Genomic DNA, 23,914 nt, shown 5'->3' on the forward strand with positions numbered 1-23,914 from the left:
AAGCTAGTCTATCAAGCTATATGTCTTAACGTTTTGCATGTTCAGTTTTCAATGTTCATGTTTTAAAAATAATGGAGCGGGTGAAGAGAATCGAACTCTCATCATCAGCTTGGAAGGCTGAGGTTTTACCACTAAACTACACCCGCGTTAATATAAGATATAATGTTGTTGTTTTTTTGGCGCGCCCGGCAGGAGTCGAACCCACAACCTTCTGATCCGTAGTCAGACGCTCTATCCAATTGAGCTACGGGCGCATGTGCTTTGGTGCGGCCGAGAGGACTTGAACCTCCACGGGGTTAACCCCCACTAGGCCCTCAACCTAGCGCGTCTGCCGTTCCGCCACGACCGCGTAGTTATCACTTAGGACAAAATTTATTATACTCCCAAAACGAGAGATTGTCAACAACTAAAATGGTGAGCCATGTAGGATTCGAACCTACGACCCTCTGATTAAAAGTCAGATGCTCTACCAACTGAGCTAATGGCTCGAAATAAATGGCTGGGGTACCTGGATTCGAACCAGGGCATGACGGAATCAAAATCCGTTGCCTTACCGCTTGGCTATACCCCAACATGGCGGTCCCGACCGGGATCGAACCGGCGATCTCCTGCGTGACAGGCAGGCATGTTAACCGCTACACCACGGGACCTTTGAAAAAAATTTTATAATTAGAAATGACCCCTACGGGATTCGAACCCGTGTTACCGCCGTGAAAGGGCGGTGTCTTAACCGCTTGACCAAGGGGCCATATAATGGCTCCGAAGGTAGGACTCGAACCTACGACCGATCGGTTAACAGCCGATTGCTCTACCACTGAGCTACTTCGGAATAATTTTTGTCGTTTTGTTTTACTCGACTTTTTCTATTATAGAGAGCCTTTAACAAAACGTCAACCACTTTTCCGAAATTTATTTAGAAATTTTACTAGTAACTAAAACTAATTTCCCTAAACACTTGCCACACCTGTATTTCTCAGTATTTAATCGAATTTTTCGATTATATAGAAGTGAGCATTTTTCACATAAATACGTATAGATTTTCTTCCTTTTAATCACTTTAGGTTCAACGAGGGTCGAACAAAATCTTGGAGAGTTTGTTCTTTTTAGAAGTTCTCTAAAATCGGCATCTCTATGTTTATATCCTTTTCCCTCTATATGTAGGTGATAATGACAAAGTTCATGTTTTATAACACCAACTAATTCTTCCAACCCATGTTTTTCAAAGACTAGTGGGTTTATTTCGATATTATGTGTTCGCAACAAATACCTTCCGCCAGTTGTTCGGAGGCGCCTATTAAAGGTAGCTTCATGTTGAAAGTCTTTCCCAAAGATTGTTTTTGATACATTGCATACTAATTTTAAAAGTTTTTCATCTGTCATTTAACTCGCTCCTAAAAAAGAACTTGTCCAATGAGTGCTCATTGGACAATTCTTAACTCTCACACTTGTTCTTGTGGAGGTAGCATCGTAAGTGCGATTCTTCCTTTATTGGCGTCATACTGTTCTACCCATACAGTTACGATGTCTCCTAATGAAACGACATCAAGTGGATGTTTAACAAATCCTTTTTTCAGCTTAGATATATGAACTAGTCCATCTTGTTTTACACCTATATCGACAAATGCTCCAAAATCTACTACGTTTCGAACTGTTCCTTGGAGCTCCATTCCTGTTTGAAGATCTTCCATCTTAAGTACATCTTTTTTCAAAATCGGTTGCGGAAATGCTTCTCGTGGATCTCTAGTAGGTTTAATCAATGTATCCACTATATCTTTTAGAGTGATTTCACCAATCTCTAATTCCTTACTCACATCTGCAATATTAATATTCTTCAAGGCTTCTTCTGCCTCTTTAGATCCGATTTGAGACTTTTTCAATCCTGCAATTTCTAATACTTGTTCTGCAGCTTTATAGCTCTCTGGGTGAATTCCAGTGGCATCGAATGGATTTTTTGCATCCGGAACACGCAAGAATCCAATTGCTTGCTCATAGGTTTTAGCTCCAAGTCTAGGTATTTTCTTTAGCTGTGCTCTTGATGTAAATCTACCTTGTTCGTTTCTTAGATTCACGACATTTTCTGCTACTGTCTTAGATAGCCCTGAAACGTATTGTAGTAAAGATGCAGAGGCAGTGTTTACATTAACTCCAACCTGATTAACTGCAGTTTCTACTATAAAAGAAAGTGATTCGGATAGTTTCTTTTGGGATACATCATGTTGGTACTGACCTACACCCACTGCTTTTGGATCGATTTTCACAAGTTCTGCAAGGGGATCTTGTAAACGTCTTGCTATGGAAACGGCACTTCGCTGCTCCACCTGCAAGTCAGGAAACTCATTTCTTGCAGTTTCCGACGCTGAGTAAACACTGGCACCTGCTTCATTGACAATAACGTACGCTACATCGCCCTCTACTTCTTTTAAGCAATCAACTATGAATTGCTCTGTTTCACGAGAAGCTGTCCCATTTCCGATTGCAATCAATGAAATTGGATATTTCTCTAAATAAGATAGAACTCTATTTTTAGATCCTTCTACGTCCATTTTAGGGGCATGCGGATAAATAGCGGATACTTCTAATAATTTTCCTGTATCATCTACTACCGCCAACTTACACCCTGTTCGATATGCAGGGTCTACACCCAAAATTATTTTTCCTTTTAAAGGAGGTTGTAGTAACAGATTACGTAAATTTTCCGAGAATATATGAATTGCTTGTGCTTCTGCTTTTTCTGTCAGCTCCGTACGAATCTCTCTTTCGACAGATGGTTGAATCAAACGTTTGTAAGAATCTTCAATGGACATTTCTACATGTTCAACCGCATCACTGGAAGTGTTATTTGGAACCCATTGTAATTTCATAACACTAGTTACTTTTTCAATAGGAACTTGGATACTTACCTTTAGAACATCCTCTTTCTCACCACGATTTAAAGCTAGTGTTCTATGCGGTACTATTTTTTTCACCGGTTCTTCATATTCATAATACATTTCGAATATGTTTTTCTCATCCAATTCAGCCTTTTTGACGGAGGAAATCACTTTACCATCTGCTCTAGAGATATTACGTATTTGTTCACGAATTTTTGCATCATCTGCAAATTGTTCCGCTAGTATATCTCTTGCTCCCTGAAGAGCATCCTCAATAGTAAGAACTTCTAATTCTTCATTTAAATAATCAGTTGCTAATTTTTCTACCGACTCTTTTGGGAAAGAAAGTAGCAAGTTCGCTAAAGGTTCTAATCCTTTTTCTTTTGCAATCGTAGCCTTCGTTCTTCTTTTTTGTTTATAGGGACGATATAAATCCTCTACACGCTGTAGTACGGTTGCATTATTAATAGAAGTAATCAATTCTTCAGTTAACTTGCCTTGTTCGTCTATTAAGCGGATAACCTCTTCTTTTCGTTGTTCTAGCTGTTGTATGTAATTGTACCGATCTTCAATTGCTTTAATTTGCACCTCATCTAAAGATCCAGTTTGTTCTTTTCTATATCGTGCGATAAAGGGAACTGTATTTCCTTCTTCTAATAGTTTGATTACTTGTTCTGCTTGCGTAGTTTTAACGCCTGTTTCTTTTGAAACAAGCTGTAACATTTTTTTTATTTCCAAAACAAAGTCACCCTTTCCATATTGTATCTATTTTAACACAAGCCCCATACTTGTTCTAAACTGAACAAACAAAAAAGCTTACCCTAATGCTAGAGTAAGCTTCCTGCGATAAATGTTGCATCATCACCATGCTTGATAATGTCAATTAAAGACTCATATAAACATTTGGTGCTATTCGCCCTTTTTAATGTTTCTTTCGGATTCTTTAATTCTACTCCGTCCGAGTGCATCAGGAATTTATCCTTTTCAGAGTAAGAGTAAGTTTGAGTGCGAAACTTTTGCTTCCTACCAGATAGATAGCCCATTACAGGTAAAGGATATATCATTTTGTCTGTTTTACTTTGATACATGTAAAATTTAATATTGCCAACGCAACTATACGAAATAGTTTTGTTTTTTAAATCTGCTCTTACAATTGCAACTGCGGCGCCTCTCTTTTGAAACATTCTTTCATTGCAAAGTAACAGCAAATCATCCAAAGACTCATTTAGGTTGTTAGCAAGAATCTCAGGCATTACATCTGCTGATTCTTTTGCAACCGGACCATTTCCTAGTCCATCCGCAATCGCACAAAGTAAGTAATCATCATCTTTATAAATATAGTACGTATCCCCAGAGTCCAAGTTACCTGTTTTAGCTTCTTGATAGACTAAAACGTCTACCGATTCATCTGAAATATATTTCACTCTTCTACTCCACCTGACGCTAATATTGCTGCTTGCAATTTTTTTATAGCTTTTCTTTGAATTCTAGAAACATGCATTTGAGAAATCCCCAAACGATCGCCAGTTTCCTTTTGACTTAATTGCTCAATATATGTAAACTGAATTATTTCTTTTTCTCGTTCAGAAAGTATATTTAAAGCATTAGCTACAAGTAAACGTTGATCTGTTTTCTCGTACTCTCCGTCTGTGTTTCCAATAACGTCAAAAAGAGTGATAGTACTTCCATCAGAATCTGAATCCAGCGAATGGTCCATAGACAGAGCCTGATAGCTTTTACCCATTTCCATCGCTTCTAAAACGTCTTCTACTTCTACTCCTAAATAATCCGCTATTTCTGGGACTAACGGTGATCGCTGATATTCAATGGTTAACGTTTCTACCGCTGCACGAATACGTGGTCCTAGCTCTTTAATTCTTCGAGGAACATGAACCGCCCAAGTTTTGTCACGTAAAAACCGTTTAATTTCACCAATTATCGTTGGAATTGCAAATGCTTCAAAGTTTCTTCCAAAGGATGGATCATATCTTCTAATAGCACCTAAGAGGCCAAGCATCCCTACTTGTACTATATCCTCATGATGTGACTTACCATTCGAATATTTACGCGCAATCGATTCCACGAGTCTAGTGTAATTTAATACGAGATTCGTTTGTGCTTCTTCACTCTCATTTTGTTGATAATCTTCGATCCATTTTAAAATTTGTTCCTTTGATTGTTTGTTATGAAGAGATGTGTTCGACATTTTCATCCACCTGCTCTACTCCGACATACTTCGTCATAAATACAGTTACACCCTCTTGGTGATGGACTTTAACCTCATCCATTAACGTTTCAATCAAATATAACCCTAGGCCGCCTTCCCGTAGAAATGAACCTTCTTCTAAATCGTGATACGGTCCAACTTTAGCTTTTGTTTCCTCAAAGTTAAAGCTCTTTCCATGATCTGCTACCATTATTTCTAGTTTATCTTCATAAACGGCACATCCAATTACTACTTCGCCTTCTTCATCCTCTGTATAAGCATGTTGAACAGCATTAGTAATGGCTTCACTAGCGGCGATTTTTAAGTCCTCTATATCGTCATAAGTAAATCCAATTCGGTTTGCCAACCCAGAAATTGTTAAACGAGCAACACTTACATACTGTGGCTTTGCAGGCAATCGAATTTCAACATAATCAAACGGTTTCATCTATTTTCACCTCTTTACTAACTGCTTGAATATCCATAATCTCTCCTAAACCAGTTATATCAAACAATCGTTTTAAACGAGATGAAAGACCAGTTAATTCTAAGTGACTATTGGAAGCTTTAACGCTTTTGTAAAAGCCAACAAAAACTCCTAAACCTGTACTATCCATATATGATACATCTTTCAAGTTTAATTCAACTTGAAGATTTTCTGCTAATTGAATTTCTGCTAATTTTTCTCGAAGAATAGGTGCGGTAAAAGCATCAATTTCGCCTTTAATAATCCCTGTCACCTTCATGTTTTCTTCTAATAACTCTACTGTAATATTCATTATTTTATCCCCCGTTTTCGCTATCTATAGTAATCTATACCACATTTTAGCCAGTGATAAACATTTCTATTACATTTTCTTTAAGATGACCAATGTAAAATCATCTCGTTGTTCGAAATCCTGTAACTCTTCTAACTTATGGAATACGTATTCAACCATTACTTGCGCAGGTTCATTTTTCACACTTTCAATGATTTCCATCACCTTTTGTTGTTCGATGAAGCCTTCCTTCGAGCGACACTCTGTCACACCGTCTGTCATCATGACAACAAAATCACCTTTATCTAATACAATAGATTGTTGTTCATATTTAACATTTGGAATAACACCAAGGAGTAAGCCTTTTGCCTGTAACTCTTTAAAGCTACTGCTTTTTTCACAATAAAATAATGGTGGTTCATGTCCAGCAGAAGCGTAAGTAAACTCGTTATTCGTTGAATCATATGTTCCATAAAACATCGATATAAACATCGAATCACTAACACTTTTCTCTACGATCCTATTAATAATATCCAAAACAACAACAGGTTCTGTTTTTGCTCCTGATAAACCATCCATCCCATACTTAATCATCGACATACAAAGTGCAGCGGGAATTCCTTTTCCAATAACATCTGCTACAGCTATACCTAAGTTTGTTTCGTCACTTAAGAAATAAGCATAATCACCATTCATTTCTTTTGCAGGGACAGAAATCATTCCAATATCTAAACCAGACATATTTGGAACTTTTGTTTTTAGCAATGTTTTTTGAACGTTTGCAGCTAGTTCCATTTCCATTTTAAAATTTTCTTGTTTTTTTATTAAAGTTTGATGCTCTTTTAGCGCCAAACCATAGTGAATCATCACTTCTATTAATAAATCAAAAGAATGTGAGACGTTCTCAGGTAACTCGGGCATTATTTCTTCTAAAGAGGCCTTATGTATGCTTATAACATCTTCTGGGGAGATGTTCTTCTGTATAAGTTGCTTACTAAAGTTTTGCCCCTCATATAAATTATGCTCTGTTTGCCTTAACGTATAATCTTTTAATATATTTTTATATTCTCGTTTAAACTCTTGAGGCACTCCTCAATCACCTCCTATCTAAGCCACTTAGTAGCACTAATCTTTGTACCCTCTCCAATTACTGTCTCAATCTTAAAATTATCCATCAAACGTTTCACACCAGGAAGTCCTGCACCTAGTCCACCGGAAGTGGTATAACCATCTTCCAAAGCTTTTCGAACATCCGCAATTCCTGGGCCTTCATCCGATGCGATAACTAATAACCCTTTAAGATTGCCTTCTGTAATATGGTTGATCTCTATCTTTCCTTTTCCAGCATATAAATAAATATTACGAGCAAGTTCACTGATAGCTGTAGTAATTCTTGCTTGGTCGACTGTTCCAAAGCCTACTTCTTTTGCTTTGTTTCTTCCAAGCTGCCTAGCAGCAACAATGTCCCACTCTGTTATAATATCAACAGAAGACTCAAAGTTCATATGGATTAGGCCTCCAATTCTCGTTCTAATTTTTCCAATCCATTTTCTAAGTCCAGGGCTGTTACTATATTTTCTAGTCGAATCCCTAATTCTATCAATGTAATTGCTACTGCAGGCTGAATTCCAGTGATGACAACTTTTGCTCCCATAAGACTAGACATACTAATAACATCTCCTAGCACTTTTGCGATGAAGGAATCGATAAAGTCGATTGGAGTTAAATCTAGCACTACCCCTCTTGCAGAAGTAGTATGAAGCTTGTCCAATAAATCCTCTTGAAAAGAAATTGCCGTTTGATCATCTAGCTCCCATTGAATAGAAACGATTAAGCAGTCTTTTAATTTTAATATTGGAATTCTTGTTTTCATTGTTCATCCACCTCTACAATAGCTCGATTTGTAAGAGCAAGCGCCTGCTCGACTCCTTTTTGCATTGTGCTAGTTGTTGTAAAATCATTTAAATTGATGCCAAGTGCAACGATTGTTTGTGCAATTTCTGGTCGAATACCAACAAGCATACATTTTGCGCCAACTAAACGAACGGCATCTGCCGCTTGAATAATATGGTGCGCTACCATGGTATCTACAACTGGAACACCTGTAATATCTAGCAATACGACTTCCGCTCTATGTTTTACTACACCATGCAATAAATTTTCCATGATCAATTTTGCTCGTTCCGTATCAATTGTACCTACTAAAGGCATTACTGAAATTTTGTCGAACATCGGAATAAGAGATGCAGATAACTCCTGCAAAGCCATTTTTTGTACTTGTACGGTTCTATCCCATACTTTTGAATACGCTTCGACAATACTATGTGTTAGTGGTGTCATCCAGTTATTAATAATTTCCATATATGATTGAATATTCTTTTCATTTAAATAACCGTCTTCATCCATTTTTACATAGAGAACATTCGTAAAATTAGTTAGCGCTTTTAACACGAAAGAAACGGACCATCCGTATTGAACTACTTTGACCGAGAACTCATTTAACTTTACTTTATATATTTCTTCACTTTCAGTTAAACTAGATATAATCAGATCTCCAAATTCACGTACAGTGCTATTAATAACTTGATCGGACATTATTTGAAAAAATCGATCGTCGTTCTCCTCTTCCATTTTCACTGTCCACTTTTCTAATATTTCATCTAAATGCTCGTGAATATACCCAGCAATTTGTTTATTCATTTTATTACATACAACTCCTCAATCAAAATTGTTAGTATTATTGTATCGAATATTCATTTACTTTACATCTTTTTCAACTACTCTAAATAGATTACGTTATTACATAGTTTAACATATATTAAAAAATAAAAAACACGATGTGTCTCGTCGGTCACACATCGTGTTTTATCTATGTATTAAAATTTTACAATTCCTAAGCTTATACCTAAAGCATGATCTACTTCATCCATTACATCTTCATCAAGATGTGTAATTTTATCAGTAAGTCGTGATTTATCTATCGTTCGTAGCTGTTCTAATAAAATAACAGAATCACGTTCGAAATCATACTGTTTTGCATTTATTTCAACATGTGTCGGCAATTTTGCTTTTTGTATCTGTGCGGTAATTGCTGCAATGATGACAGTAGGACTAAATCGATTACCAATATCATTTTGTATCACCAAAACGGGTCTGGTGCCCCCTTGCTCAGACCCTATTACTGGTGATAAATCTGCGAAAAAAACGTCCCCACGTTTTACGATCAAGTTTTCATCCTCCACTTACGAGTCGCTCTGTCGTATGTTGAGCTTCATACTCTGCATGTAAACACTCAGTGCAGATAGTTAAGTTTATATGAGACATTTCAACATAGCCCTTCATCATCGCTTCTCTTATAAGATTTGACTGGCCTTTCTTCATATATTCCTTTGCCTGTACACGTACAATACCTTCACTACCAGCTAATGATTGTTTTACGGTTTTTACTCCTTCATTAACCATTTGCTTTGGAAGCTGAATAATCGCTTCCTTTTTCTTTTTATCACTTACCACAGCAAACACCTCCGACAAAACATTTCCCTATATGACAATATACTTTATATTACCACTACTATCAGCGAAATAAAAGACATAATAAGAAATGGTTTGACAAATTCTGCTTGTAGTATTATTTTGTCGAAGTTTTATTACTGTATACCCTTGGTATTCTATTAGAGAGCATGCAACAAACTTCATATGGTATTGTTTCTAGTGCATCTGCCCATTCTTCTATTTTGATTTCTTCCGTTTTTTGTTTGCCTATTAGAACTACTTTTTCACCTATAGAAACGGGTTCTTTTAGTCGAATCATGCATTGATCCATGCAAACCCTTCCTACTATTGGTACCCTTTTTCCTTTTATTAAAACTGCCTGGTTTTGCAACTTTCTAAACAGTCCATCTGCATATCCAATAGGAAGTGTTGCAATCCATTCATCTTCTTCAGCTTTGTATGTAGCCCCATAGCCTATCGGTGTTCCTTTTTCCACTTTTTTAACGTGCACCACTTCAGTTTCGAGAGATAGCGCTCTTTTTAAAGGGAAAGGTAAACAATTATCCATAAATAGAGAAGGAGCAATACCGTACATGGAAATTCCATAACGAACTGCATCCCAAGATTGATCGGGATACCTTAAAGCAGCAGCACTATTCGATGTATGAACCATGTCCGGTTTTCTTTCGAATAATGAAAGCATACGTGCAAAATTAGCTACTTGCTTATGAAAATGTTCTTTATCTTCTTCATCAGCTGTGGAAAAATGCGTGAATACGCCAGTTACTTGTAGATATTTTTTTTGATCAATAAATGCTATTGCCTCTTTTAGTTCTTCTTCTTTTACGAAACCGATTCTTCCCATACCACTATCTATTTTCAAATGAACTTTAAGCGATTCATCTTGAACGGTTTGGAGCCATTCAAGAGAATACGCGGTTAATGTAATATTCAACTCAGAGGCTTTAGAGAAAAAAGATGCTGGTGCTGCTCCGAGTACAAGAAGTTCAGCTGTTATTCCTGCCTCTCTAATATGCAGTGCTTCCTCTGGAGTCGCAACTGCTAATACTTTAGCACCAGCAATTAATGCGGCATTTGCCACTTCTATATCGCCATGCCCATAGGCATTCGCCTTTACTACTGCAATTATTTGTGTGTGCTTTGGGAGTGTTTGCTTCAATTGTTGTATATTTGATTGGATTGCTTGTAAGTTTATTTGAATGAATGTTGGTCGATACAATAATTGCGACATGGAACTTACCTCTTTTTCATTTTTAGTGTTTATTATCCTCCTCTTACGAAGGAGTAGTCAACACTCAATCACTTCGGTTCAGCTACGGACATGGAGGATGCTACTTCTATCATTTCTTCTTTCGATAAGGATGACGAAGCTAGGAAGAAGGACATTCCATCTTTTTCCCAAGAAATAGATTGATCCGTTACAGCACCAATAGCAAATCCTAAATCAACTGGATCTCCTGGTGCAAATACTGGAATCGTTGAAGAAGTACTCTTCTCCGTAAGCTGTTGAATAATTGTAAACTCTTTTTCACCGCTAAATGTTAAAATAACTCTCTTATCACCATCTACTTCTAAAACCTTCTCATCAATTAAATGCACTTGATCAATTTGCGCCATTGGATAGTGTGTTTCAAATTCAGCATTGTCCATATCAGCTGAAGCTTCTACTGTCCCTTCATCTGCTTGACCAGTTGGAGATTGTTCAATTTTGAATTCATCCGCAGTATGAACTTTACCCAATGTCACCTTATTAAATTTAATGTGAATTTGTTCTTCTTTATTTTCATTTAAGATAGAAACATCCGTTGGTAATAATGTCTTTTTGTCGATATAGATTTTTTGGAACGGTAGCATGTTTTTATGGTTATTATTTGTTTTTGTTTCAAAGACGTATTTATTACCTTCTTCTTTAAATTTGGCAGATTTGTCTTTTTTAATGTCTTCCGCAAGAGAACCTATTAAATAGGCTTGGCTATTTTCAGATGGCCATTTGCTTTGGAATTTATACGTTTTGTTAAGTGCAGGTGTTACAACAAAAACTCCCTCTTTGTTTCGAACAATCATTTGCGTATTTTCTTCTTTTGCGTCAGCAACTTTCACACGGTAAAAATCTGGTTTTGTGTGCCATACTTCCACTTGATAAACTCTTGGATCTTGACCCGTTTGAATACTCATTTCTGCTGTCAGTTCATACCCTTTCGTATCTATCCATTTGTTGCTCAACTTTTTCAAAACGTCTTCTTTGGATTGGGCCCCACATGCAGAAAGTATCAGGATCATCGTTAATGCAAACAACATTTTAGCCAGTCGGCTCTTCAAATCAGTCCACCCTTTCTATTATCACTGCGTTCGTTCATTGTATGTAGGTGGACTACCATTTATGATTCCAGAATTACTTGAGCAGCTGCATATTCTTTTGTATGGGTGATTGAAACAAATCCATTTACTAGCTTTCCTTTAAAATAAAGGGTTGGTCTTCCACTAGTCTCTCGAATTATTTCAATATCTTGAAAACTACAGTTTTTGCCGATTCCAGTTCCCTTTGCTTTGGAAAAAGCCTCTTTCGCAGCAAAGCGTCCTGCTAAAAATTCTATTTGTCTGTTTTCGGATAACCCTTGCATCTGCTCGATTTCTTTTTTTGTAAGAATACGTTCTTCGAATTTATTTGTTTTATTTTTAATTGATTTCACTCTATGTAGTTCTGTAATATCTAATCCAATTCCAGTAATCACGATGTTACTCCTTTCAAATGCCGCTAATACAGGCTATACTATTATTAGAAAATTTGAGGTGACGATATGTTTGTAAGAAGAGAAAACTTTAAGCAATATATTAAGTTATATCCTGTTGTGTCTATTTTACTTGCTTTGAATATTGTTATCTTTATTCTAACGGGTATTCCAATTCTAGGGGATCAATTATTTAATTTAGGAATTGGTTTTAATTTGCTCATTAGTGAAGGTGAGTATTGGCGATTAATATCACCAATGTTTTTACATGCTAGCTTTATGCATTTGCTTTTCAATATGTTCTCTTTGTATCTGTTTGGTCCAGAGCTAGAGCGATTAACTGGAAAAGCACGCTTTTTAACAATATACTTGCTATCTGGACTTGTCGGTAATATTGTTACCTATTTAATTCAAGATTGGAATTATATGAGCGTTGGTGCTAGTGGAGCAATCTATGGTATTTTGGGAGCATTTGGCGCTTTAGTTTATTATACGAAAAATTTATTGCCACAGTTAAAACAAATTATCTTGCCTATCATTGTAATTGGTGTGGTGATGACATTCCTTCAAGCAAATATTAATGTTACTGCCCATATAGCGGGGCTAGTTACAGGGTTTATCATTGGGTTAATATACTTCCACCCAAAACGAATCGCAGCATGGAAAAAGAAAAAGAACAAATTTAAGGTATTGTAAATTTCAAATAGAAGAGGCTGTCCTGAAAGTCAAAAAAATGACTTTTAAGGGCAGCTTCTTTCTTCGTAGCTTCTATTAAAAAATATGATAGATTTCCGTTCCAGGCGGACGCTTTCCGCGGGCGAGCGCCGAGCCTCCTCCGCAGCTCACGCTACGTGCGGGGTCTCGGACTTTCTCGCTTTCCCGCAGGAGTCGCCGCCTTTCACCCCAATCAATTACTTCACTCAATCAACATTATTAGATGGAAACACAAAAGCAGATGGAGAAAAAAGAGTCGTTTTTCTCCATCTGCTTTATTTTAGGGACTTATTGGACAGCCCCTCAGCTTGACGAGAATTGTATTTTTATAAACGTTATGTATAAAGAAATCTTCCAAAAGAGATTACTTTATCCATTTAAAAGTAAAGATAGTAGATATCTATAAAAAATTGTTTATAAGGTAAGGACCACCACGAAGACTCCTGTGGGAACAGCTTGAGCAGAAGACCCCGCAGGAACGCAGTGACGAGGAGGCTGAAGCCAAGCCCACGGAAAGCGAAGTGGTGGTCCTTGCCGAATTTAATTATACAACTCTATGCACCCAAAATTAAGTTTGTCTACAGTCTAAAAAAAACAGCCTATTCCGGCTGTTCTTTTTCTATCATATGAGGTTTGAATGGTTCATACCAATTGAGCAGCTTTTCTGCATCCGATTTATCTAAATGAGGAACAGTGGATGATTCGCCACCTATTCCCGATTTAATAGTGGTGATAACGGATGATATGTTTTGTCTTTTTTGAAAATAAGTCGTTCTTTCCGTCATAGACTGGATGCGTCTCTTTTCCATCCAAATCGTTACTTTACTAATATTTCGATAGCGCATTATTAAGTGCTGTCCCTCTATTGCATATCCAGCAGTTCGATGTTGCCACATTCCTAAGAGGTAACTTAGAGGAATTAAAATAAGCGACAGGAGCCCAAACGGATAAAAAAAGTAAATAACAGCCGCACATATAGGAATAATCCAGAGATAATCTAGTCGGTAGAAAAACCTTCTCGATTTCTTCGGAACTTTTGTGAATGTTGGTTCCATATGAATTTCATGAAAAATCTGTTCCAATACGTGATTGATTTCTGCTTTTTTTATTAAAGGTAGCAGTCGAATCTTTTCATCCTTCTCTGCAAGGGACCCACCCGCACTATCTACAATAACTGATGCAAATCCTGTCCATTGCCGAAGAGGATTTTCCACAATCCTTACCCCTTGAATTCTAGAAAGTGGTAGCGTGATTTTCTTCTTTTCCAATAACCCTCTTGTAATAATTATCTCGTCATCTTCTACACGAATAGTGAAGTCATAATAATTAATAATGGTAAGCACTACAGATACAATCCAGGCAACCAATAAAACAAGGAAAACAGCCAATGCTATTAGAAGGGCTCCAAAACGAATGAACACTACTATCTCATCATATATTTTTTCATAGGGGATGATATTGGAAAATTGGGAAGCAAATACGGCTATCCCCGAGAAAAATACTCCCATACCACCAGAAGTGCTCGCTAAGACAAATAAATCTTTCATCGAAATTTTAAAAATCGGTCGCGTCTCTACTTTTACAACTTCTTCTATTAGAATCGATTCATCTATTTCTATTTCTTCTGATTGCTTATTTTTAGCTATTAGCATTTCTTTTTTTATTTGTTCAGCGGCATGTTTTGTTATTGCGGTTAATTCGGCGTCCGCTTCTTTTGTTGGTCCGCCACCAGCCGTTTCAACTTTTACTTTAACAAGACCGAATGGTCGATGAAAAATACCCTCTGTATAGTTTAAGCTTTGAATACGATCAAATGGAATATATCGTTTTTTCTTGACGAACAATCCATACTCGATTCGCAATTCTTCATCCTCGAACCAATATCTAAACCGTTTCCACTTGATGATACCGCTAACTAATAGAAATATTAGAACAACAGCATAAATACCTGATGTAATATAAGAATACCAACCATCTGATTCGGTACTTGTTCCAAAACCATTTAACACCACAACAGCTATTAACGGCACAATCATATCTTTTAAAACTTTCACAAAGTTAATAACAGCGGAGATTGGGTGTAGCTTATATTTTTCGTTAGACATCATCTTCCGCCACCCTTGCAAGTACAGAAATTCTTCCCCTTAGTTCATCTGCTTCTTCTGTAATGAGTGCAGGAATAGTATGATTCGTCGCTGCAGTAGAAATAGTAATAGAAGCTAAATCGTACTTTCTTAATATTGGACCTTGCTCCGTATCAACATGTTGGACACGAACCATTGGTACCAACGTTCGCTTCACTACAAATAATCCATGCTGTAATTCAATTTCTTGTTCACGTACTTCATAACGCCAGCGCATCCATCTTACTTTGGGAAATAAGTAAATCAATAAATATGCTATCAATAATACAACTGCTCCTACAACTATGTATAACCAAATAAAGTTCCCATTAAAATAATTTATAACACTTACTCCAACTCCAAGCAAAATCGCAAGGAGCGTTTGAAAGATTCCATAAATTCTCCACACGCGAAGCCCTTTTTCAGATATCCGATTTATTGGTTCTGTTCTCATTGTAAACACCTCTTCTCTTGTCATTGTATACGATTTGTAAGACAAAATGTTTCAAAATTTTTAGGAATGTTTCTCGAAGTCTATCAACTTTTAATTAGAGCCAACCGATTATTCCGTGGTTCGATTATCCTTGGCTTTTTAATTTTACATAAAAAAAGGATGAATCCACATCGAAATGTAAGATTCATCCTTTGAGTTAATTTTAGTTTTCGTTACGTGGTGAACGAGTTCTAGTGCTACGTTGAGTAGAGCCATCACGTGGACCACTGCTACGACGTGAGCTGCTAGGACGACCACCGCCACCTGAACGTGAACCCCCACGATCGCTACCTCCACGACCTGAAGAACTGCGTCCCGCGCCGCCACCACTGCGATTACCTTTGTAACCACCGCCGCCACTGCGTCCGCCACCACCGCTACGCTCTCTACGAGCTGGTAATGGACGTTCTTCAGAAAGTGCGATTGGCGTATCATCTGGTTCTTTCGTCAATGATTTAATTGCTGCAGCAATTACATCAACAGCTTCAAACTTTTCAAGCATTTCCGAAGCTAATGTGCGGTAATCACCTAAATCATTTTTGTTCACGATTTCTGATAATGTTTCAATCGCAACACGTTGTTGGCCGACTAACGCTTCGTCTGAACTTGGTGGACGAAGAGGTGTCATACGTTTTTTCGTAGTATCCTCTACGATACGTAAGTAACCCATTTCTCTTGGTGTTACGAAAGTTACAGCGATACCATGTTTTCCTGCACGGCCTGTACGACCAATACGGTGAACATAGCTTTCAGGATCTTGTGGAATATCAAAGTTATATACATGTGTTACACCAGAAATATCTAATCCACGTGCTGCTACATCTGTTGCAACAAGGATATCAATTTTATTTGATTTGAATTGTTTTAATACAGACATACGTTTCGCTTGGCTTAAATCTCCGTGAATTCCTTCCGCTAGGTAACCACGAATGCTTAGTGCTTGAGCTAATTCGTCTACACGACGTTTTGTACGACCGAAGACTATTGCAAGCTCAGGTTGGTGTACATTTAATATTCTTGAAAGAACATCGAACTTTTCACGCTCTGTAGCTTTTACGAAGAACTGTTCAATGTTTTCAACAGTCATTTCTTTAGACTTGATTTTTACTTCTACTGGATCTTTCATGAATTTATCAGCAATTTTACGAATTGGTCCTGGCATTGTAGCTGAGAACAATAATGTTTGTCGTTCATCAGGAACACTTTCTAAAATTGTATTGATGTCTTCGATGAATCCCATGTTAAGCATTTCATCTGCTTCGTCTAAGATAAGAGTTTGAACTTGATCAAGTTTTAACGTACGACGGTTGATGTGGTCAAGAATACGACCAGGTGTACCAACGATTACTTGAGGTTTGTTTTTAAGTGCACGGATTTGACGACCAATTTCTTGACCACCATATACAGATAAAAGACGAACCTTTTTGTCGTAACCTAATTTATAAAGCTCTTCCGAAACTTGGATTGCAAGTTCGCGAGTTGGAGCGATAATAAGTGCTTGGATATTAGGGTTTTTTGTATCGATTTTTTCAATCATAGGGATACCAAAAGCAGCAGTTTTACCTGTACCTGTTTGTGCTTGGCCAATAATATCGCGGCCTTCCATAGCATGTGTAATAGTACCTTCTTGGATTGGTGTTGCCTCTTCAAAACCCATGCGTTGAACGGATTTTAGTGTAGAAGCGCTAATATTTAATTCTGAAAAATTTGTCAAAATTTTAATCTCCTTTTTGTTCTGTTTTGACAAATGGTTACATTTTCAGATGAAATTGCGGCAAATTCGAGCCTATACGAGGAACGTTTCCGTTTCTTAAAATTCTCTGTGGTTTTCAGTTCAGAGGGGTCTTATTTAAAGGGAAAGCCCGGTCTTTTGCCGAGCGGTTCGTTATAGAGTAATTACTCTGATTACTTCAACAAACCGTTATGTTCAAAAAAAAGTACTCTTCAATAAAAAGCTGAAGAGTCTTCACACAAAATGTATCCATTGCTCTTTACAGTCTATCATGCTATATCCTACGTTGCAACGAATAAGCAACTGTTATAATAATTAATTAATTACTCCCTATACTTTCCACCTCTTCTTCCATTAAAAATTGGAGTGCTTTATTATACCAACCTACACTGTCGTCACTATAACATATATGGTGTTTTCCAACCTCGGAATAAATAAGTTCTTTTTTATCTGATCCTAATTGGTCAAATAAGAACTGGGCAGTAGTATAAGGTACAATCCCATCTTTTTTTCCTTGGACTAGACAGATTGGTATTTTAATTTGGCCATAATAAGGTTCAACCATACGTACTAAACGCATAAATTCTATCGTGGCATGAATTGGAGTAGCTTTCAATTTAGCTCTATACAATTTATATAGGCTGTTATCTTCAAGTTTTCCAGTCATAGCTTCCTTTGCAATCTCTCGGATGTCTTGAAGTAACTGAGTAGGATAAATGTATTTGGCTGCTGCGCTTAGTAAAATCAATTTATCGATTTTATAACGATTTGCTAAATATAGCGCAATTACACCACCCATAGAAAATCCAATAATAAACAAACGATCTACTTCTTTTTGTAGCTGTCTAAGTGCTAGCTCTGCTTCCATCATCCAATTTTCTGCGGATATTTTTTCAAGCGATAGCGTTTCCCCATGGCCTGGAAGAGTAGGAACAACAAATTTCCAGTCTGTATTTGCATGTAAATAATCTACAAAAGGTTGCACCTCATATGGTCCACCTGTAAATCCGTGTATGCAAAGTACTCCTGTTTTCATGTTGCCCCTCCATTCCCGTTTCTATTTTTGAAACGGTTCAATAACTCTTTCTAATTTCATACCCCGAGACCCTTTTACTAAAACAATTGATTTTTCGTTTATACGCTTTTCTAAAAATAATATGAGTTGTTCATAGTCATTTTCAACCCAAATAATACTGTCTTCATTAAATTTCTCGACTAATCGACCGTATAACCATTCCATTCTTGGTCCAAATAAACAAACTCCTGTAAATACATCATTAGAAATAAACTCACTCATTTGTTCATGGTATTGCTTTTCATTTTCACCAAGCTCTAGCATATCTCCAAGTACTAGCCACTTAACTGGTTTAATCGATGAGCTTTCCAAAAATGATATAGCGGCTTTCATTGAAGTTGGTGCTGCGTTGTATGCATCATTAATAAAAATAGAGCCATTTGAAGCTTCGATCACCTGCATGCGCATATCGGTTAAGACGATTTTTTTCAATGCATCTCGCATTTGCTCAGCAGTTAAGCCAACCTCTTTCCCGATTAATAAAGCAGCCAATGTATTTTTCACTTGATGCTCTCCAAGAACAGGAATAGACATTTCTTCGTTTAACTCTCCGGCTACACGGAAAGTGCTTCCTTGTTCTGTAAAATTCACTTCAATAATAGATAAATCATTTTGTTTATTGAGGCCAAAGGATTTCGTCTGTATAGAAGGAGCATTTTCCACAAATGGGCGTAATAATGGTTCATCCCCATCATAAAACAGCTGTCCATTTGCCTTTAATCCAGATATGATTTCAAATTTAGCCTTCGCGATTCCTTCTCGGGAACCAAGGTCTTGCATATGTGCTTCCCCTATGTTGGTGATTACTGCATACATAGGCTTTGCAAGATTAGATAAAAATTCAATTTCTCCAAATGAACTCATACCCATCTCAAGTACAGCAAACTCCGTGTCATACTCAAGCGAAAGAATCGTTAAAGGCAATCCAAGCTCATTATTAAAATTGCCTTCCGTTTTTTTCACCCGAAAATAGGGAGATAACATTCCGGCAACTAAATCCTTTGTTGAAGTCTTCCCATTAGATCCTGTTATACCAATGAAAGTAGCTTTCAATTCTTCACGATACGCTACTGCCATCTGCTGAAGTGCCTTTTCCCCGCTTTCTACGAATAAAAGAGGAACATCCTCTGGAGGATTTGGTTCATCTTTTAACCAAAAAGACGCTGCTGCTCCCTTATCAAAAGCATCCTTCACAAAACGATGGCCATTTACATTTTCCCCACGAAAAGGGATAAATATGTCCCCAGGTTGCAGCGTTCTTGTATTAATTGATACACCAGTCACTTGTGGATTCAGTGCAGGTTTTTGTATCCCTAACCAATCTGCGATTTCTTGTAAGTATTTTTTCAATTATGTCACTCTCCATCCTTCGAATGCTCAAGTTGTTGTTTTTCCTCGAAGCGTTCGATTGCAAGAGTAATCAATTCTTCAATTAAATCGGAATAAGATAAACCCGACTCAATCCATAGCTTAGGATACATGCTAATTGGGGTGAATCCAGGCATCGTATTTACCTCATTAATAACAACTTCTTCGTTATCTGTTACAAAAAAGTCCGCACGAACAAGACCTGAGCAATCTAGAACTTTAAAAGCACGAATCGCAGCATCTTCCATCTTCTTCAATAATTCAGGAGAAATAACTGCTGGAATAGCATAGTTCGTTGTACCATCCTCATATTTTGCTTCATAATCATAAAAATCTTTCGTTGGTAAGACTTCCCCTGCCACAGAACATCGAGGAGAATCATTTCCTAGCACACTCATTTCTAATTCCCTAGCTACAATTCCTTGCTCCACAATAATTTTACGGTCATATTTGAAAGCAAATTCTACCGCTTTTATAAGCTCTTCCCTATTACTTGCTTTCGTAATCCCAACACTGGAACCCAAGTTCGCTGGCTTAACAAATAATGGCCAATTTAAATTTTGTTCCATTTTTTGTAATAACTCTTCTTGACCATTTTTCCATTCTTTACGAATAAAGTGTACGTAAGGAACTTGAGATAAGCCTGCTTGTGCAAATAATTGCTTCATCACTACTTTATCCATCCCAGCAGCAGATGCTAACACACCATTTCCCACGTACGGTAAGTTCAATACTTCCAGTAAACCTTGAACCGTACCATCTTCCCCATTAGGACCATGTAGTAGCGGGAAAACTACATCTAATTGTGAAGTCACGTCTCCCTCTACAGGCAAGAAGCTTGTAATTGTATTAGGCTTACTATTTTCATTTCCAATCTTTAAAGACTCAATATCTTCAATAGGACCAGTTAAGGCACTACCTTTTCTCCATTCACCCATTTTAGTAATGAAAACTGGATATACTTCGTATTTATCAAAATTAATAGCTTGAGAAACTGCTCTTGCCGTCAATAACGAAACTTCATGCTCCGCTGATTTCCCACCATATAATAAACCTATTTTAATTTTCATTTGTAAATAACCTCCACGTTTTGGATAGTATTAGTTTATCACGTACTGTATCGAGAGATGAACCATCAACCGATGATATAAATTAACTATTTTAGGTAGCACTTCAACGACTTAAATCATACCCAACACTTTTTCCACTATAATATGCTGTTACAATCGGAATCGTTTTCATTAAGTATTACCACAAAATATAATAAACGCCTTTGCAACTGAAAGTAGCAAAAGCGTTAAGTATAGCCGAATTTAAAATTGTATGATCAAATTTGCAGGTTTTGCTAAATGATCGTTCAAATCCCCAAGAACTTCATCCGGAAAAATATTTTCAGGTAAGCTTCTAATCTCTATGCCATAGTTTGTTTTATCTAATTTAAAAAAGGAGAGTAATGCACCATCTTCAAAATAATCAGCGTATGCTTCTACCTTATCTATGGATAATTCAGGTAAAATTACGTTGTTCTTTTTTCTCCAAAAAGCAGTTGATTTCATTTTTTCATGGATGTATTGATTAAATACACTAGCTATTAAATTGTTAATATCCTCAATATCACGAAAATATATTTTTGTGATCTGTTGACCTTCATCTGATAAATAAACAAAACGATTTTGTATATGATGATAAAAAGGAAGACGAAATGCCTCTTTTTTGTGTGCTATGTAAAGTAGCTCTGCTTGTTCCTGAGGGGACATCATATTTAATTTCCGCTCATCCGAAAAATCAAGCAAACAAAGTGCTGTTGGTCTTTCTGCATAATCCTTTAGAAAATGATTATATTGTTCTTTCACCACAAACTCTAATTGCGTATGAATATTAAAAGATGCGTCCTCATAATGATGTTTTAATAATAAAAGAGCCGACAAATCAGAGAAATTCTTTATAAACTGTTGGATCGTAAGTCCACTAAATAATGCGAAATGTTCAATGTCATTTACATGTACATATAGATGCGTTAAATATTCTTCTACTTCTTTCTCTTTTTTTGCCACTAGGTTCACTCCTTCATTGTCTGTTTTATATTAGCATAATTTTTTACAAATGAAACATATGATTTTCGTGCATCGTCTTAATTAACCGACAAGCAAAAAACATTTTTTTAAGCTATAATAGGAAAAGTGTAAGCTGCGACTAGTAGTTTGTTAATACTGCACAGGAAAAAATGAAATTTGATAGAAATATAGGTGACTTTATGGAAAACAAAAAAGGCTTTGCCGATCGATTTGATTGGACGCTCGCTTTTATAATATTGCTATTTTTGATTGTTAGTTTGCTAGCAATTTCTTCTGCTATGACATCAGGACAGTACGCAACGAATTTTGTTGCTAAGCAAGTGTTTTGGTATATAGTAGGAACAGTTATTATTGGACTTGTAATGTTATTTGAACCAGAACAATACAAAAAAATGTCTTGGTATATTTACGGTTTTGGACTATTATTACTTTTTATTCTTTTTATATTGCCAGGAAGCATGGCACTTGTTGAACCCCGGAACAATGCAAAAAGCTGGTTCCATTTACCAATAGGCGATATTCAGCCAGCTGAATTTATGAAAACCTTTTATATCTTGGCTCTTGCTCGTTTAATAACAAAACATCATGAAGTATATCTTATGAAGACCATAAAAACGGATTTTATTCTGCTTGGAAAAATTGGTATCACCTTACTCGTTCCGTTATTTTTTATTCTTGAACAGCCCGACCTTGGAACTGCACTAGTATTCATTGCTATTACTGCTGCATTGGTCATTGTAGCGGGAATAACTTGGAAAATTATTCTTCCTTTATTATTGGGCTCCGTAACAATAGGAGCTTCCCTTCTTTGGATGGCAATTTATATGCAGGACTTTTTAGAGGAAAAATTCGGCTTACAAAGTTATCAATTTGCTCGAATATATTCTTGGTTAGATCCGTATTCTTATGCCTCCAATGAAGGCATGCACTTGATAACCTCTTTAAATGCTATCGGTTCTGGTGAAATTTTTGGGAAAGGATATGGTGGTCGCGTTGTATATGTCCCAGAAAACCATACCGATTTTATATTCGCTGTTATTGGAGAAGAATATGGGTTTGTAGGTGCTAGTATCGTCATTAGTCTTTTCTTTTTACTTATTTTCCACTTAACAAAGATTACATTACAGTTAAAAGATGCCTATAGTACGTATGTATGTGCCGGAATCATTGCAATGATTACATTCCACGTTTTTGAGAATATTGGAATGACGATTCAGTTACTCCCGATTACAGGTATCCCTTTACCATTCATAAGCTATGGCGGTAGTTCGCTAATGGGAAATATGCTAGCAATCGGCTTAGTATTCAGTATGAAATTTCATCATAAAACGTATATGTTCGCTAAAAACGAAGATGACTAAAAACCAAATAAAAAGAGGGTGGCTCGAATTATTCCGAGTCACCCTCTTTTTAGCTTTGAGGACTTTGTGCTGGTGGTGCTAACGCTTTAAGCATGTCAAGTCTCGATTTTGTCATTGTAACAGTCACACCAAGCTTTGAAAGATTACTTACAATTTTCTTTAAATCAACTTCCTTAGCCATTCTTTCCACCTCGTCCTTCCATATAGTATTACGATTTATATACAAAAAAGTTTCTTATTTATTAATTTTTCTCAATCCTATAATACCACTATTTACATCGTTTTAATCTTTCATTTTTATTACATATTTTATTTGATTGTAAACCAAGCTAAGCAATAACCATAAGGAGTGATTCACGTGAATGTAAAAGATGTGATGAGTAGAGAAGTCGCGACTTGCAATCCACAGGATTACGTAAATGAGGTTGCTGAGCAAATGCGAACATTGGATATCGGTTGTCTTCCCGTTGTAAGCAATAAAAAATTGGTTGGTATGATAACCGATAGAGATATCGTAACAAGATCCGTTGCAAAAGATGTGAAAAGTAAAGTCGAAGATGTCATGACGAAATCCGTAATCTCTGTTTCACCTGATGATACTACAGTAGAAGCCTCATTAGTGATGGCAAGATGTCAAGTCCGTCGTCTGCCAGTAGTTGAGAACGGTACGCTCGTTGGTTTTGTATCATTAGCAGATTTAGCATTTCCATTTCCACATGTACAAGAAGTTTCTCACGCTATGGAAAGTATATCCGAACCAAGGAGTTATTAAACATCATTAGCTATCCTTTTTTATAATTGGGTAGCTTTTTTTATATGGTTTTAGGTACTGAGATGTCAAACATATAGGAAAAGTGTAATATAGAAACTAGAAGATTTTCAGAAAGCAGGTTTCTG

The 23,914-nt window shown here is 36.7% G+C and carries 26 protein-coding genes and 8 tRNA genes; 3 read left to right on the forward strand and 31 right to left on the reverse strand.

From position 1 onward, the window contains the following. Positions 1-72: 72 nt before the first annotated feature. The 23 genes from P2Q73_RS02255 to acpS all read right to left on the reverse strand — a co-directional run bounded on the left by P2Q73_RS02255 (position 73) and on the right by acpS (position 12,079). A tRNA-Gly gene (locus P2Q73_RS02255) sits at positions 73-146 on the reverse strand. A 31-nt stretch (positions 147-177) separates the two neighbouring features. Next, positions 178-254, reverse strand: a tRNA-Arg gene (locus tag P2Q73_RS02260). Positions 255-262: 8 nt separating this feature from the next. Next, positions 263-349 (reverse strand) — tRNA-Leu (locus P2Q73_RS02265). Positions 350-412: 63 nt separating this feature from the next. Continuing rightward, a tRNA-Lys gene (locus P2Q73_RS02270) sits at positions 413-488 on the reverse strand. 8 nt (positions 489-496) lie between these two features. Beyond that, a tRNA-Gln gene (locus P2Q73_RS02275) sits at positions 497-571 on the reverse strand. A 3-nt stretch (positions 572-574) separates the two neighbouring features. Beyond that, positions 575-650 (reverse strand) — tRNA-Asp (locus P2Q73_RS02280). 26 nt (positions 651-676) lie between these two features. Then, a tRNA-Glu gene (locus P2Q73_RS02285) sits at positions 677-748 on the reverse strand. A 6-nt stretch (positions 749-754) separates the two neighbouring features. Further along, positions 755-829: transfer RNA gene (locus P2Q73_RS02290), tRNA-Asn, on the reverse strand. 80 nt (positions 830-909) lie between these two features. Continuing rightward, positions 910-1,380 (reverse strand): SprT family protein, encoded by a 471-nt coding sequence (locus tag P2Q73_RS02295; RefSeq protein ID WP_275783482.1) that lies wholly within the window; start codon positions 1,378-1,380, stop codon positions 910-912. A gap of 59 nt (positions 1,381-1,439) precedes the next feature. Beyond that, entirely contained in the window at positions 1,440-3,608 is a 2,169-nt protein-coding gene (locus tag P2Q73_RS02300) for a Tex family protein (protein WP_275783485.1), read from the reverse strand. 89 nt (positions 3,609-3,697) lie between these two features. Next, a complete protein-coding gene (locus P2Q73_RS02305) occupies positions 3,698-4,294 on the reverse strand; it encodes a PP2C family serine/threonine-protein phosphatase (RefSeq protein WP_053591685.1) in 597 nt (198 codons plus the stop codon). Continuing rightward, a complete protein-coding gene (gene sigB, locus P2Q73_RS02310; protein ID WP_056830854.1) occupies positions 4,291-5,076 on the reverse strand; it encodes an RNA polymerase sigma factor SigB in 786 nt (261 codons plus the stop codon). Before sigB ends, P2Q73_RS02305 begins: the two co-directional genes overlap by 4 nt. Then, positions 5,054-5,524: an anti-sigma B factor RsbW gene (gene rsbW, locus P2Q73_RS02315; protein ID WP_053591683.1), complete on the reverse strand. Its 471-nt coding sequence runs from the start codon at positions 5,522-5,524 to the stop codon at positions 5,054-5,056. The genes sigB and rsbW overlap by 23 nt, the downstream gene beginning before the upstream one ends. Next, positions 5,511-5,855 (reverse strand): STAS domain-containing protein, encoded by a 345-nt coding sequence (locus P2Q73_RS02320; protein WP_056830856.1) that lies wholly within the window; start codon positions 5,853-5,855, stop codon positions 5,511-5,513. Before P2Q73_RS02320 ends, rsbW begins: the two co-directional genes overlap by 14 nt. 69 nt (positions 5,856-5,924) lie before the next feature. Next, the gene (locus P2Q73_RS02325) at positions 5,925-6,923 is read right to left on the reverse strand and encodes a PP2C family protein-serine/threonine phosphatase (protein ID WP_056830858.1); all 999 of its coding nucleotides are present in this window, start codon (positions 6,921-6,923) and stop codon (positions 5,925-5,927) included. A gap of 14 nt (positions 6,924-6,937) precedes the next feature. Further along, a complete protein-coding gene (locus tag P2Q73_RS02330; RefSeq protein WP_053591680.1) occupies positions 6,938-7,339 on the reverse strand; it encodes an anti-sigma regulatory factor in 402 nt (133 codons plus the stop codon). A 5-nt stretch (positions 7,340-7,344) separates the two neighbouring features. Beyond that, entirely contained in the window at positions 7,345-7,707 is a 363-nt protein-coding gene (locus tag P2Q73_RS02335) for an STAS domain-containing protein (RefSeq protein ID WP_053591679.1), read from the reverse strand. Continuing rightward, a complete protein-coding gene (locus P2Q73_RS02340; protein ID WP_275783497.1) occupies positions 7,704-8,534 on the reverse strand; it encodes an STAS domain-containing protein in 831 nt (276 codons plus the stop codon). The genes P2Q73_RS02335 and P2Q73_RS02340 overlap by 4 nt, the downstream gene beginning before the upstream one ends. A 176-nt stretch (positions 8,535-8,710) precedes the next feature. Continuing rightward, positions 8,711-9,061 carry a type II toxin-antitoxin system PemK/MazF family toxin gene (locus tag P2Q73_RS02345; protein ID WP_053591677.1) on the reverse strand — a complete coding sequence of 117 codons (351 nt, stop codon included), beginning with the start codon at positions 9,059-9,061 and terminating at the stop codon, positions 8,711-8,713. Positions 9,062-9,065: 4 nt separating this feature from the next. After that, entirely contained in the window at positions 9,066-9,347 is a 282-nt protein-coding gene (locus tag P2Q73_RS02350) for a transcriptional regulator (RefSeq protein WP_231687494.1), read from the reverse strand. Between the two features lie 115 nt (positions 9,348-9,462). Continuing rightward, positions 9,463-10,578 carry an alanine racemase gene (gene alr, locus P2Q73_RS02355; protein WP_275783502.1) on the reverse strand — a complete coding sequence of 372 codons (1,116 nt, stop codon included), beginning with the start codon at positions 10,576-10,578 and terminating at the stop codon, positions 9,463-9,465. 68 nt (positions 10,579-10,646) lie between these two features. Further along, complete coding sequence (locus P2Q73_RS02360; RefSeq protein WP_275783504.1) at positions 10,647-11,666, reverse strand: LolA family protein; 1,020 nt, start codon at positions 11,664-11,666, stop codon at positions 10,647-10,649. Positions 11,667-11,725: 59 nt separating this feature from the next. Then, entirely contained in the window at positions 11,726-12,079 is a 354-nt protein-coding gene (gene acpS / locus P2Q73_RS02365; RefSeq protein ID WP_053591673.1) for a holo-ACP synthase, read from the reverse strand. Between the two features lie 66 nt (positions 12,080-12,145). Here acpS and P2Q73_RS02370 point away from each other — a divergent pair, with 66 nt between their 5' ends. Further along, entirely contained in the window at positions 12,146-12,772 is a 627-nt protein-coding gene (locus P2Q73_RS02370) for a rhomboid family intramembrane serine protease (protein ID WP_275783509.1), read from the forward strand. A gap of 617 nt (positions 12,773-13,389) precedes the next feature. Here the strand turns inward: P2Q73_RS02370 and P2Q73_RS02375 are convergent. From P2Q73_RS02375 to P2Q73_RS02405, 7 genes are all read right to left on the reverse strand, one after another. Beyond that, on the reverse strand, positions 13,390-14,895 hold the full coding sequence (locus P2Q73_RS02375) for a PH domain-containing protein (protein ID WP_056831144.1): 1,506 nt from the start codon (positions 14,893-14,895) through the stop codon (positions 13,390-13,392). Then, on the reverse strand, positions 14,888-15,367 hold the full coding sequence (locus P2Q73_RS02380; RefSeq protein ID WP_053591671.1) for a PH domain-containing protein: 480 nt from the start codon (positions 15,365-15,367) through the stop codon (positions 14,888-14,890). Before P2Q73_RS02380 ends, P2Q73_RS02375 begins: the two co-directional genes overlap by 8 nt. A 202-nt stretch (positions 15,368-15,569) precedes the next feature. Continuing rightward, positions 15,570-17,120: a degradosome RNA helicase CshA gene (gene cshA, locus P2Q73_RS02385; protein WP_053591670.1), complete on the reverse strand. Its 1,551-nt coding sequence runs from the start codon at positions 17,118-17,120 to the stop codon at positions 15,570-15,572. Between the two features lie 337 nt (positions 17,121-17,457). After that, entirely contained in the window at positions 17,458-18,174 is a 717-nt protein-coding gene (locus tag P2Q73_RS02390; protein WP_056830869.1) for an alpha/beta hydrolase, read from the reverse strand. Positions 18,175-18,195: 21 nt separating this feature from the next. Beyond that, complete coding sequence (locus tag P2Q73_RS02395; RefSeq protein WP_275783517.1) at positions 18,196-19,563, reverse strand: UDP-N-acetylmuramoyl-tripeptide--D-alanyl-D-alanine ligase; 1,368 nt, start codon at positions 19,561-19,563, stop codon at positions 18,196-18,198. A 5-nt stretch (positions 19,564-19,568) separates the two neighbouring features. Then, positions 19,569-20,651 carry a D-alanine--D-alanine ligase gene (locus tag P2Q73_RS02400; protein ID WP_275783520.1) on the reverse strand — a complete coding sequence of 361 codons (1,083 nt, stop codon included), beginning with the start codon at positions 20,649-20,651 and terminating at the stop codon, positions 19,569-19,571. 243 nt (positions 20,652-20,894) lie between these two features. Beyond that, positions 20,895-21,635: a hypothetical protein gene (locus P2Q73_RS02405; RefSeq protein WP_053591666.1), complete on the reverse strand. Its 741-nt coding sequence runs from the start codon at positions 21,633-21,635 to the stop codon at positions 20,895-20,897. A gap of 200 nt (positions 21,636-21,835) precedes the next feature. Between P2Q73_RS02405 and P2Q73_RS02410 the strand changes: the two genes are divergently transcribed. Further along, positions 21,836-23,017, forward strand: coding sequence for an FtsW/RodA/SpoVE family cell cycle protein (locus P2Q73_RS02410; RefSeq protein WP_056830876.1), 1,182 nt, complete (start codon positions 21,836-21,838; stop codon positions 23,015-23,017). A 49-nt stretch (positions 23,018-23,066) separates the two neighbouring features. Here the strand turns inward: P2Q73_RS02410 and P2Q73_RS02415 are convergent, their stop codons facing one another. After that, a complete protein-coding gene (locus P2Q73_RS02415; RefSeq protein ID WP_253278910.1) occupies positions 23,067-23,198 on the reverse strand; it encodes an Lmo0850 family protein in 132 nt (43 codons plus the stop codon). Positions 23,199-23,375: 177 nt separating this feature from the next. On the opposite strand from P2Q73_RS02415, the gene P2Q73_RS02420 reads away from it, so the two are divergent. Continuing rightward, complete coding sequence (locus P2Q73_RS02420; RefSeq protein WP_053591664.1) at positions 23,376-23,789, forward strand: CBS domain-containing protein; 414 nt, start codon at positions 23,376-23,378, stop codon at positions 23,787-23,789. The last annotated feature ends 125 nt before the right edge of the window (positions 23,790-23,914 follow it).

The sequence above is a fragment of the Bacillus sp. Cr_A10 genome (assembly GCF_029222665.1).
Classification (GTDB): domain Bacteria; phylum Bacillota; class Bacilli; order Bacillales_A; family Planococcaceae; genus Psychrobacillus.